At 46.9% G+C, this 11,948-nt stretch carries 14 protein-coding genes; 4 read left to right on the top strand and 10 right to left on the bottom strand.

Annotation, left to right across the window (positions count from 1 at the left end):
• Window positions 1–20: 20 nt before the first annotated feature.
• The gene (locus H6995_06205; GenBank protein ID MCP5214580.1) at window positions 21–869 is read left to right on the top strand and encodes a DUF3014 domain-containing protein; all 849 of its coding nucleotides are present in this window, start codon (window positions 21–23) and stop codon (window positions 867–869) included.
• Between the two features lie 34 nt (window positions 870–903).
• On the opposite strand, the gene H6995_06200 is transcribed toward H6995_06205, so the two are convergent.
• The 5 genes from H6995_06200 to amrB all read right to left on the bottom strand — a co-directional run bounded on the left by H6995_06200 (window position 904) and on the right by amrB (window position 3,635).
• Window positions 904–1,029, bottom strand: coding sequence for a M48 family metalloprotease (locus H6995_06200; GenBank protein MCP5214579.1), 126 nt, complete (start codon window positions 1,027–1,029; stop codon window positions 904–906).
• A gap of 177 nt (window positions 1,030–1,206) precedes the next feature.
• Window positions 1,207–1,509: a DUF898 family protein gene (locus H6995_06195; protein MCP5214578.1), complete on the bottom strand. Its 303-nt coding sequence runs from the start codon at window positions 1,507–1,509 to the stop codon at window positions 1,207–1,209.
• Window positions 1,510–1,677: 168 nt separating this feature from the next.
• Window positions 1,678–2,316 carry a peptide-methionine (S)-S-oxide reductase MsrA gene (msrA, locus tag H6995_06190; GenBank protein ID MCP5214577.1) on the bottom strand — a complete coding sequence of 213 codons (639 nt, stop codon included), beginning with the start codon at window positions 2,314–2,316 and terminating at the stop codon, window positions 1,678–1,680.
• On the bottom strand, window positions 2,309–2,875 hold the full coding sequence (gene amrA, locus H6995_06185; protein ID MCP5214576.1) for an AmmeMemoRadiSam system protein A: 567 nt from the start codon (window positions 2,873–2,875) through the stop codon (window positions 2,309–2,311). The genes msrA and amrA overlap by 8 nt, the downstream gene beginning before the upstream one ends.
• Complete coding sequence (gene amrB / locus H6995_06180) at window positions 2,862–3,635, bottom strand: AmmeMemoRadiSam system protein B (GenBank protein MCP5214575.1); 774 nt, start codon at window positions 3,633–3,635, stop codon at window positions 2,862–2,864. Before amrB ends, amrA begins: the two co-directional genes overlap by 14 nt.
• Window positions 3,636–3,699: 64 nt before the next feature.
• Between amrB and amrS the strand changes: the two genes are divergently transcribed.
• Window positions 3,700–4,779 (top strand): AmmeMemoRadiSam system radical SAM enzyme, encoded by a 1,080-nt coding sequence (gene amrS / locus H6995_06175; GenBank protein ID MCP5214574.1) that lies wholly within the window; start codon window positions 3,700–3,702, stop codon window positions 4,777–4,779.
• Window positions 4,780–4,788: 9 nt separating this feature from the next.
• On the opposite strand, the gene H6995_06170 is transcribed toward amrS, so the two are convergent.
• Both H6995_06170 and nudC read right to left on the bottom strand, forming a co-directional pair.
• Complete coding sequence (locus tag H6995_06170; GenBank protein MCP5214573.1) at window positions 4,789–5,694, bottom strand: alpha/beta hydrolase; 906 nt, start codon at window positions 5,692–5,694, stop codon at window positions 4,789–4,791.
• 25 nt (window positions 5,695–5,719) lie between these two features.
• The gene (gene nudC, locus H6995_06165; protein ID MCP5214572.1) at window positions 5,720–6,553 is read right to left on the bottom strand and encodes an NAD(+) diphosphatase; all 834 of its coding nucleotides are present in this window, start codon (window positions 6,551–6,553) and stop codon (window positions 5,720–5,722) included.
• Between the two features lie 51 nt (window positions 6,554–6,604).
• Between nudC and maf the strand changes: the two genes are divergently transcribed.
• Both maf and H6995_06155 read left to right on the top strand, forming a co-directional pair.
• On the top strand, window positions 6,605–7,180 hold the full coding sequence (maf, locus tag H6995_06160) for a septum formation inhibitor Maf (protein ID MCP5214571.1): 576 nt from the start codon (window positions 6,605–6,607) through the stop codon (window positions 7,178–7,180).
• An 89-nt stretch (window positions 7,181–7,269) separates the two neighbouring features.
• Window positions 7,270–8,736 carry a rubredoxin gene (locus H6995_06155; GenBank protein MCP5214570.1) on the top strand — a complete coding sequence of 489 codons (1,467 nt, stop codon included), beginning with the start codon at window positions 7,270–7,272 and terminating at the stop codon, window positions 8,734–8,736.
• 5 nt (window positions 8,737–8,741) lie between these two features.
• Here the strand turns inward: H6995_06155 and H6995_06150 are convergent, their stop codons facing one another.
• From H6995_06150 to rluC, 3 genes are read right to left on the bottom strand one after another with little or no spacing between them, the layout of a single operon-like run.
• Window positions 8,742–9,737 carry a S49 family peptidase gene (locus tag H6995_06150; protein MCP5214569.1) on the bottom strand — a complete coding sequence of 332 codons (996 nt, stop codon included), beginning with the start codon at window positions 9,735–9,737 and terminating at the stop codon, window positions 8,742–8,744.
• A gap of 37 nt (window positions 9,738–9,774) precedes the next feature.
• Window positions 9,775–10,440 (bottom strand): HAD-IA family hydrolase, encoded by a 666-nt coding sequence (locus tag H6995_06145; protein MCP5214568.1) that lies wholly within the window; start codon window positions 10,438–10,440, stop codon window positions 9,775–9,777.
• 35 nt (window positions 10,441–10,475) lie between these two features.
• On the bottom strand, window positions 10,476–11,435 hold the full coding sequence (gene rluC, locus H6995_06140; GenBank protein MCP5214567.1) for a 23S rRNA pseudouridine(955/2504/2580) synthase RluC: 960 nt from the start codon (window positions 11,433–11,435) through the stop codon (window positions 10,476–10,478).
• Window positions 11,436–11,948: the final 513 nt, after the last annotated feature.

The following is an 11,948-nucleotide window of genomic DNA, read 5'->3' as shown; positions in this document are numbered from 1 at the left end:
CTAGACATAAGGAACGAATCATGAAAAACACCGAACAACGCCGACCCTGGATTTTGACTGCCGGACTCTGGTTAGTTTTGATTGCCGTTGGTGTGTATTACACATGGTTCAGGAATACTGAACACACAAACCCCACTGCCGACACAGATTCGCAGATTCAAACCGCTCCTGAGCCAAAGCCAATTCGCTACCCGATAGAGCTACCTAAGGCGGAAACCGACACCCAGACGATAGCGACCACGTCACCGCAACCTCCCCCGGAACCACCTTTACCAAAACTTTTCGAAAGCGACCAACGAGTGTTGGAGTTACTACATCAATCAATTGACAATGAATCGTTATTACCCGTGCTAATTCCACAGCATATTATCGCCAGAGTAGTGACGACCATTGACAATTTAACCCCAGCCAAACTGGCCACCAATGCACTTCCTGTAAAACCCGTTCCAGGCGCTATTCAGGTCAAGCATATGAATGACCGAATCTATCTTTCCGAACAAAACAGCAAACGTTATAGCCCCTACATCACGCTGTTGGAAAAGGTTGAAAGTGCAGATATCGTCGCTATTTATCGTAAACTCTATCCGCTGTTTCAAGAGTCTTACAAAGACTTGGGTGACCCGACAGCTTATTTCAATGACCGGCTAGTAGAGGTGATCGACCATCTGTTGGAAACGCCTGAACCAACTTTACCTATCGAGTTGGTACAACCAAAAGTATTTTTAGAATACGCAGACCCAGCGTTAGAAGCAGCCTCTGCCGGACAAAAAATTCTATTACGGGTCGGCCCTGAAAATGCTGCCAAAATAAAAGCGAAACTACGTGAAATTCGTGCCGAACTGACTGCCAAAAATACCGCTGAGCACTAGGAAACCTCTGATGATTTGGAGTTTTTTAGAAGAACTAGTGCTTATTTCGTTCTAAACGCCCAATACGCTCCACACTGGGGGGATGTGAAGAGAAATATTCGAGCAGCCTGTTGCGCTGATCTTTATCTTCGCGCATTTCCTCTGCCTTGCTATTCAGCATTTTTTCCATCCTATCCGCAAAGGCATTGGTATCCATGTTTTGCCATTGTATTTGTTCTAAGGCATAAGCAGTCTGATTGCCACTCAAACTCCTGTGAGCAGCTAGCCTGCAATAACAGGATGGGCAGTAAAAAAACTAATGTACTTGCTGTACCGGCCTCTCCGGTAAAAAGCAGAATCAAAGCCGACACGCCCGCCTGTCGAACTGTATTTTGAACCGCATGCCGGTATTTAATCGGTCCGATTTCAAGCAACATGATTCTGCCCAGCATGGTGTTTTCCGTTGCAAGATTGACCATCTGATCGAGTTGCAGCAGTGCATGTTCTGCCATTTTAAAATCTGTGTGGGTCGGGCGGTATAGTCAAATACCGAACCATTCAGAACAGTATTTCCATAGAGATGTTTTTTGCTTAGAACCTTAGCCCATGCAGAATAAATTCCAAGGGGCACTATCGTGAGGAGTAAATTTACAACCCAAATCCGGAAGGATTCTCCGGTTTAACCAAAAAATTCAAACCTATATTTCGTTGGGTTATGTCGCTCTAGTTCCATCTGGCGTGCACTCCATGTCTATTCGTTATAACGAAGCATACATTTTTGAATGTTTTTTGTTCAGGCCTTACAGCAACAGATATCTGACAGTTTTTTCTATTCGAAACTGATGCCCGTACCACCCAGCCCACAATAACCACCTATATTTTTCGCAAGATATTGCTGGTGATAATTTTCGGCATAATAAAATTCCCCCGCTGCCTTTATTTCTGTCGTAATTTTTCCAAAACCCGCAACGGAAAGCTTCTTTTGATAGGCCTGCAACGAGGCAAGCGCCTGTTGTTCCTGCTTTGACGAATAGGTGTAAATGGCAGAACGGTATTGGGTGCCAATATCATTACCCTGGCGCATACCCTCAGTAGGATTATGCGACTCCCAGAATGTCTGTAGCAATTGCGCGAAACTTATCACCGCCGTATCGAACACCACTAGTACCGCTTCAGTATGACCGGTAAGCCCGGAACATACCTCTTCATAGGTGGGGTTTGGCGTAAAACCACCCGCATAACCAACCGCCGTCGTATATACACCTCGCGTTTGCCAAAATTTCCTTTCAGCACCCCAGAAACAACCAAGCCCCAGTTGAACCTGTTGCAGATTTTCAGGGAAAGGCCCTTGAATTGGGGTTTCGTTCACTGTATGTCGATTCTTTACCTGTATTGGTTCATCTCGACCGGGCAACGCACGTTCCGCTGCCACCATTTCCGGTTCGGCGGTTCTATAATGTCTAAACATCGCTGAAACTCTCCGTTGTATAGATGAAACAACTGATCTCGTTAGACCAGTACCCTTTCGGTAACCCCGCTTTTAACTTCAAGTGTGCCAAAAAATCATTTTTGTTCGGCAAAGATTGCCAAACCTTGGGTAAGAACGTCGCTCTATGTCCTGCGGATTCAATGAGCAGCCCATGCTTATTGACGACAAGCTGAGCTTTTAATTGCGCCTCAGACTCAACTTCTATCAGGTGAAGTTTAGACAAGAGCGCTATTTCTATGTTCAATGACGTAAGATCGCTTCCTTTGATCGCGGCAAACCGAGTATCGCAGTTGGCTGCATTGTATGCATTTTCGGCCACATCCTGCAGCAGCGGCCTAGTCGCCGTCAGGTTACCAATACAACCGGCTAATTTCCCGTCCAGGTATAAAGTCACAAAGGTAGCACGTAGTTGCTGGAGTGCTTCGCTATAATTTTTGGGGTCAACGTGAAGACGCTTACCGCTATCAAGTCCGAATTCGATCACCTGCCTGGCAACCTGTAGTAGTACCTGTTGGTCCTCCTGACTAAGAGAGCGCATAAGCACCATAGCCAACCACGCGTTCTTTATTCCCGGCGGTATCCCCAGAGTTGCACAGGCCAAGCATTTTAACACTTAGCCTCTTCACTTTGGCGCAATGCATTAAGCCATTGATAGCTCTGCAGCCACAGGCCTGATTTCCCCGCAACGATTCACTAAGCTGGCAGATCGCAGCGTTAGTACGCTGATCGATTTGCTGCGCCTCAGTGTAATGGTGGAAGTGACTGAGATCCGAACTAATTAAAATTAATGTCTTTGCATTACCCCAAAGCCGTTCGATGACCTCCGCCGTTTGTTCAGTTGTCGCATTGCCAACCAGCACCGGAACTAACGAAAAATCTGGTAAAACCATTTGTAAAAAGGGCAACTGTACCTCAACACTGTGTTCTGGCGCATGAGCCTGATCCGATATCGATATTTGGGGTAAATCCAAAATAGACTCTATCGCTTTTGTATTAACGGGAATTGCTCCCAATGGGGTTACAAAATGTGAGGCTGAGGGAACGACTAACCCCTCCACATAGACATAATGGGCCGGCCCCAACAAAACCACATTTGTGAACTGTGATTGGTGCTGTAGCAACTGGTATGCTTGAGCCGCTATCTGGCCCGAATAAATATAGCCCGCATGAGGTACAATCAGGGCTTTAACAGGCATAGTCTTGGTTTCGCAAAGCGCCAACATCGATTGAATTTGATATTGAAGTTCGCTGGCATCGCCCGGATAAAAGGTCCCGGCAACTGCGGGTGCTCGAATCATCTTGAAAACCCCTGTTTTACCCACATTATTTTATAGCAATAGCTGTCTTGATACGAGGTGAAAGATGACTACACCCGCCCCCATCAGCACCCAGTACTGGCACCGTTTGGAAGACGAGCGGATCCAATGTGATGTCTGCCCGCGTTACTGTAAATTACACGAAGGCCAACGTGGGCTTTGTTTTGTTCGTGGCCGTGAAGATGACCAGATTAAGCTATTCAGCTATGGTCGCTCCAGTGGTTTTTGCGTCGACCCGATTGAAAAAAAGCCGCTTAACCACTTTTTTCCCGGCACATCTGTTCTCTCCTTCGGCACCGCTGGTTGTAACCTGGCCTGCAAATTTTGTCAGAACTGGGATATGAGCAAATCTCGCGAAATGGACACCTTGGCGGATCAAGCCAGCCCAGAACAGCTAGCCACTACCGCAAAAAAGCTGGGCTGCAAAAGCATCGCCTTTACCTACAACGATCCTGTCATTTTCCTCGAATATGCCGTCGATGTCGCCGCAGCCTGCCATGCTCTGGATATTCAAGCCGTGGCCGTGTCCGCTGGTTATGTCTGTAAAGAACCGAGGCAACAGTTTTTTCAACAGATGGACGCTGCAAATATTGATTTAAAAGCGTTTACTGATCGCTTTTACAATAAAATTTGTGGTGCTCACCTCGCCCCGGTTTTAGATACGCTGCAATATCTAAAACATGAAACCGACGTTTGGTTTGAACTCACCACTCTGCTGATCCCCGACGAAAACGATTCCAATCGAGAAATCGATGACATGACCGCCTGGGTAGTAGAAAACTTAGGGTCGGATGTGCCAATGCACTTTAGTGCCTTTCATCCAGACTGGAAGATGCGGGATAAGTTGGCGACACCTGCCGCGACATTACAGCGTGCTCGTGAAATAGCCATGGCCAACGGCGTGCGCTACGCCTATACCGGCAACGTGCATGACCAGGACGGTGGCAGCACCTATTGCCATCAGTGCGGGACTAGGCTGATTGAACGCGACTGGTATCGACTGGGTGAATGGAACCTTGATGGTCAGGGCCATTGTCGAAATTGCGCTACACCTCTCGCCGGTCGTTTTTGCGGTGCTCCAGGCAGCTGGGGCGCGCAACGCATGCCCGTCAGAATGATGAATTGAGGGCTTTACCTAGCCACCTAAATGCTCTGCCAAAAAGTTACCTATCTGCACAATGGTTTTACGGCTTTCCGGCAGCAAACGGGCAAATACTGGCCAGACGTGCGGCAGATTCGGTTCAACCTGCAAACTGACTTCTACCTTGGCTGCAGTCATTTTTTCAAATAATCGGCGCGAATCATCCAACAATATTTCAGCGTCACTGACCAGAATTTGGGTGGGAGGAAAATTACGGAAATCAGCAAAGAGTGGGGAGACATAGGGATTGTCCAGCGCGAAGTTTCCCGCATAAAGTTTGGCGACAGCCGATAACAGATGCGCTGGCACCATCACCTCCGTTTCAGCGTTTTCAACTATCGAATCGCCACTACTGGTTAAATCAGTCCAGGGAGAAACCACCGATACGGCAGAGGGTAAAGGCAGAGCACCGTCCCTGAGCTTCAACACGAGAGCAATAGCTAACCCACCTCCTGCGGAATCTCCGCCGACGGCAATATTGCTTGGCTTATATTGCTTAAGCAACTTTTGGTAAACCTGGACGGCATCGTCCAGTGCCGCAGGAAATGGGTGTTCAGGTGCTTTACGGTAATCTACCGCCCATACCTGAGATTTCGCTGCTTCAGCGAGACGCCAAATATAGTCTCGATGCGTCGTACTGGGAGAACCCGCCACATAGCCACCACCCGGAAAGTAAAGCAAAACTGATTCGTTGTTGGTTGTTGGTGATGTTATTTTTTGAACTGAGACCTCACCAACCAGTAGCGTTTCCGCCTTTATTCGAGTGGGTTTATTCGGTACCCAACCACTGATACTTTGCTCACGTGCGATAATGTGCTGCGGCGAGGCGGAGCGATGGTTTTGCCAAAACTCCATGTTAATGCGTAACCCGCGATTGAGTATTCGCAGCCTGACACTCATGTCTTTTCTGCCCCGTGAAAACATGCTACTTGCGCCTGATACGATCTAAATAATCATGGATCAACTTACCTGATATCGTCGTCTCTGGCGGATGTTGAGGTAATTCCCGATAATGCCACCAGCTTGCTTCTGTAATTTCCTCATCCTCGAAAATAAGTTCACCCTGCTTATATTCAGCATAAAAACCGAGCATTAATTGATGCGGAAACGGCCAGGGCTGACTCCCCCAATATTCAAGGTTACTAATTTCAATACCTACCTCTTCGCGCACTTCCCGATGCACTGCGTGCTCCGCCGTTTCACCCGGTTCAATAAAACCTGCCAAGGTGCTATACATGCCTTCTGGATGGCGGTCACCGCGCGCCAATAGTACTTCCTCCCCACGCGTCACCAAGACGATAATGCAGGGCGACAAGCGCGGGTAGAAGGTTCGCTTACAACTGTTGCACTCACGGGCTCGATCGACTGAATGAGTTGCCAGTTCCCCGCCACATTGTCCGCAATAGCGATGGGTACGATGCCACTCGATGATTTGCACACCCCGCCCAGCTAACGCAAATAGTGCGTCATCAGGGCTACGAATAAAATGACGCAAGCTGATCCACTCATAGCCAGCGGGAGCTGTTGTTTCCAGTTCTAGTTCGATTGCATAGCAAGCAATGCGATGCCATGCGCCAATATAATGCTTAGATTGCGCAACAACACCTAATGCTTGCCACTCCGATTCCAACAGTGGCGACCACTTAGCATCCGCAGTGCGGCTCAGGATAGCGTAGCCACAGTAAACGAAATAAAAATCATGGGTAACTTCTAACGGGGGGTTTAAACCCAGATCAAAATGCTCTAGCATTTTCGACACATCACAGATCCCTATTACTGTCAGGAAGGTCTCATTGAGGCCCTATCTTCCATGCAAATCATTTTGGCATCAAGTTCAATCTACAGAAAAGCGCTGTTGCAACGACTGCAACTTAACTTCATTACCGCGAATCCTAGCGTCGATGAAACCCCATTGCAAAATGAAACTCCCATGGAATTGGCCGCCCGGCTTTCACTCCTTAAAGCGCAGGCACTGGCGCAACAATATCCCAACGCACTCATTATAGGCAGCGATCAGGTCGCAGTGCTGGAAGGCCAGACTCTGGGCAAGCCCGGCTCCAGTGCGCGTGCTGAAGAACAGTTACAGCAGGTTAGCGGTAAATGCGTCGAATTCCTAACCGGCTTATGCCTTTATCAAAGTGGCGATCACAGCTATCAATTGGATGTTATTCCCTTCCAGGTCTGCTTTCGCCAGCTGAGCCTAAGTCAAATTAAGCAATATGTCGCATTAGAACAACCACTCGATTGTGCAGGCAGTTTTAAATGGGAAAAACTCGGTATTGCGCTGTTCAGCAAAATGCAAGGCGACGATGTCACGGCGCTAGAAGGCTTACCGCTGATTCGTTTAGTCGATATGCTGGCGCAAGCGGGTATTGCGGTAATTTAATTCAACTCCAGAAAATTGATCAATATCAGCATTATTGTTGCGCGCATAAATTATAGTATGTATTCCATACATTTTTGATTGAATTTTTGATGACACTTGCAATTAAAAAAAATCTTATTTGGGTTGGCAAAAAGGATGGCGACCTCCAACACTTCCATGGGCTCGACTATCCGACCAACGAGGGATTCAGTCACAATAGCTATCTGATCAAGGAACAAAAAATTGCGTTGATCGATACCGTTTGGTCTCCCTACGCCAAGGAGTTTGTAGAAAACCTAAAACGTAACGTGGCGCTAGAAAAGATAGATTTCATCGTGGTTAATCATGCTGAAATTGATCGTAGCGGAGCCCTCCCCGCATTGATGGAACAAATTCCCAACACCCCTATTTACTGTACGGCTAACGGCGTTGAAGCGCTACGCGGACACTTCCACAAAGATTGGAATTTTCAGGTGGTAAAAACCGGCGACAGTTTGGATATGGGTAACGCTAAACAATTGCTGTTTCTCGAAACACCTATGCTGCACTGGCCAGACAGTATGATGACTTATTTAACTGAGGACGGTATTTTGTTTAGCAATGACGTGTTCGGTCAGCATTATTCCAGCAAGCAGGTGTTTAACGACCTGGTCGACCCGGAAGCCTTGTATCACGAATCCATGAAGTATTACGCCAATACACTCACTCCTTTTAGCCGTGTCGTCACCGATAAAATCCAGGAATTGTTAGATACCAACTTAACACTCAAGATGATTTGCCCTTCTAATGGCGTGATTTGGCGTGAACAGCCAACTCAGATCATTCAGCGTTATTTGAAATGGGCGGATAACTATAAAGAAAACCAAATTACTCTGCTTTACGATACGGTGCGCAACAGCACCCGCGATATGGCTGAAGCTATCTTAACCGGTATTGAAGAAGCAGATCCTGAGGTGATGGTTAGACGCTTTGATCTGGCGGAAGCTGACCGTGAAGAGGTATTAGCCGAGATATTCAAATCGAAAGGCATTTTGATCGGCTCTCCGACGGTTAATATCGGCATGCTGCCACGCGTAGCGGCTCTGCTCGAAGAAATTGTAGGGCTGCGTTTTCAAGGTAAGCAGGCAGCGGCGTTCGGTAGTTATGGCTGGAGCGGTGAAGCCGTCAACAAAATCAACGAACGACTACAAGAAGCGGGTTTTACTGTGCAACAGGGCCTGCAAGTTCCTTGGAAGCCGACGGAAGATGCGCTAAAAGAATGTCAGAAATTTGGTCGTGATATTGCCAAACTATGGCAAGACGATGACCCTAACCTCATTGCGAGTTCCAAACAACACACCGCTACTGCAAAGACATCTTCCGATGAATCGGGGCTATACAAATGCTGGGCCTGCGGTTGGGTATATGACCCAGCCAAAGGCATACCGGAACAGGGTATTCCGCCAGGAACACCATGGGAAGATGTTCCTGATGACATGCAATGCCCTGTTTGCTTTCTTAACAAGAAGGGATTTGATCCCATCGATTCCTCAAAGGCACAAAGTTGCCTTGAGGATTCTGACGATATGTGGGACTAATTCCGCTAGCGGTAATTAACCTGAGTCACGCCAAAATAATTAGCCAGCGTATGACCAATCGATACGCCCAGACGATTTGCAAACATCTCGAAGGGTGACGGTCTCGGCGTAAAATCGACGATATTTTCTTCACCAATAATTTCACGCGCCACATAGCCGGTACTGCCTAAACCATCGATTAAGCCTAGCTCTAACGCCTGTTCGCCACTCCAAATCAAGCCGCTAAACAACTTGGAATCATCCTGCAAACGCTCACCCCGACCTTGCTTGACGCGATCGATAAACTGTTGGTGCGTAACGCCCAAAACACTTTTCCAAAACTCAGAATCTTTTTCCTTCATCGGCGAAAAAGGATCGAGAAATGCTTTGCTCTCACCTGCAGTAAAAACTCTGCGCTCTATGCCCATTTTATCCATCGCACCGGTAAAACCAAAGCTGGACGAAATCACCCCGATCGACCCAACCAAACTTGCTTTATCAGCATAGATTTTATCGGCAGCCGCCGCAATGTAATATCCCCCAGAGGCGCCCAAATCGCTGATAACTGCATAGAGTTTAATGTTTGGGTATAGCTGACGTAACCGTTTTATTTCATCGTAAATATAACCGGCCTGCACCGGGGTGCCTCCAGGACTGTTAATTCGTAGAATCACCGCTTTGGTTTTATTGTTCTCAAAAGCATCGCGAAGACCTTTGGCGATATTATCTGCACCCGCCAACTCTCCCTCAGCAATGACGCCCTGAACGTCAATCAAGGCTGTGTGGCTTTCACTCATCTTTGCGGCATTACTCAAATCCAGATTCGGTGACAGCAAAAACAGCAAGGCGAACAGATAAATAAAGGTTAGCAATTTAAAGGCTATACCCCAACGCCTTGCCCGGCGCTGTTCTTTACCCGCATCCAGTAGTAGCTTTTCAATCAACCGCCACTCTTTGTCTTGGCGACCCTGGCCATCATCACTTTGCTTTCGCTCATCTTCGTTCCAAGCGTTGTTACTCATTTATCTCTCCATAAACCATGCGTGTATCGATAAAATATCATCTAAATTTTGCTGCTTGTTGCTGTGCCAGCCAATCGTTTAATTGATTAATTTGGTCGACTACTAAAACTGGCTCATATTTTTTAAGTCGTTCAGTCTCATGCACACCGTAGCTAACGGCAACTCGGTCAACACCGGCCAATTGCGCCATTTCCATATCAAATTCGGTATCACCCACCATGAGCGCACGTTTTGGCACAACCCCTGTTTCATCCAATAACTCATGTATCATTTGAGGGTGCGGTTTGGAACGAGTTTCGTCAGCACAACGGCTAGCGCAAAAATAATCTCCCCAGGGTGTTTCGCTAAATACGCGATTTAATCCCTTTCTACTCTTACCCGTCGCTACCGCCAACTGAAACCCCTGGGTTTTCAACCTGTCCAAACTTTCCGCCACGCCGGGAAATAATTGTGACGCCGGTATTTCATTGCCGATAAAGTGTTTGGCATAAAAATCACGCATGCGTTCCATTTCACGCATGTCGATTCCCGGATACAGTTGCTGGAACGCTTCCGGCAACCCAAGACCTATAATTTGGCGGATCGCATGATCACTCAGCACCGGCAAACCCACCTCACGCATAGCAATCTGCATACAGGTTACAATACGTTCAGCAGAGTCAATTAGGGTGCCATCCCAATCAAATATAATCAATGAATACAAAGCATTACCACTCTTATTTAAAAAAAATATAGCATCTATTTTTGTTCTAATTGGCCCAACCAAGCGGTGAGATCCGGCGCCAATGGAGCCGTAATTCGCAAGGTCTCCGCGCTATCAGGCCTGGGAATTTCAAGCCGCTCAGCATGCAAAAATAATCGTTTAAAGCCTGATTGCTTAGCCGCCTTATTGGCGCCTTCATCACCATATTTTTCGTCGCCAAGGATGGGAAAACCGGCATGACGACAATGCACCCTAATTTGATGAGTGCGACCAGTGATTGGTTTGGCCTCTACTAAGGTATAACCTGGATAGTGTACACAAACTTGAAACTCTGTCTTCGATCTTTTGCCATCCGCGGTTACGGTTACCATGCGTTCGCCCGACTTCAGTACATTTTTCTGCAACGATGCATCAACCAAACGTTTACGGTTCGGCCAATGACCTACCACCAGTGCCTTGTAGTACTTTTGTACCGAATCACCCCGCAGTGCTTCATGCAAGAACTTCAACATGCTACGCTTTTTTGCCACCATGACACAGCCTGACGTATCACGATCCAAACGATGTACTAATTCCAGCATACGCTGTTGTGGCCGGATTTTGCGCAGTGCTTCTATAAGGCCAAACTGGAGGCCGCTTCCACCATGAACAGCAAGACCGGAGGGTTTGTTAATCACTATCAGCTGGTCATCCTCATAGAGAATCGCCATTTCAAGACTATGTGCAAAACCTTGATGGATATGCAGTTGATCGGCAGACTCACTGATACGTACCGGAGGAATACGGACAGAATCACCTGATTGGAGTTTATATTCAGGCTTAATCCGCCCTTTATTAACGCGTACCTCACCCTTACGAATGATTCTATAAATATAAGTTTTTGGCACACCCTTCAGTTGCGTGCGTAAGAAATTATCCAGGCGTTGGCCTTCATTGGCCTCGTCTATTTCGACTAGACGGACTTTTTGGCCGCCACTACTCTTTTCGTTTACCATTGATCTGTGTCTAATACCGCTTTTTTGTAGCGACCTATGTAATTGATGTAGCAGACTATTTGCTGTAACGCGCTTTTATTGATATATTGGCCTGCGCTTTGCTTTTCGCGCGCCCTATATAAGGGTTACCCCGAGTACAGGACGACCGCATTGTACAGGCTAAGCGGAACAAATTACATTAACCAGATTGCATTGCAGCAATATCGCTGTTGAATGCACTAACCAGTTTTAGGTACCCAATGGCAACGTTGGGGAGGTAGTATAACTGCGTGACTGAGACAACGCGCTACCAATCAATATTAAGTGTGATAATTGAACTTGATAAAAGGAAAGAGAATCGGCCAGCTACTTGAATAACAATATATCGACATATTTCCAACCTTTGTAGTCAACAAATGTGTACGAATTAAATTATATCCGTTGGAAAATTAATCTGAGTATTGCTTAATCACTAGCTTACAACATTGCGGTAGATCTAAATTCAGCTCACCTCAATTTCATAAAATGAAACTG

It is taken from the genome of Pseudomonadales bacterium, assembly GCA_024234615.1.
GTDB lineage: Bacteria > Pseudomonadota > Gammaproteobacteria > Pseudomonadales > IMCC2047 > JAJFKB01.
The sequence above is the reverse complement of the archived record's forward strand: the minus strand, read 5'-3'. Positions and strand labels throughout refer to the sequence as shown.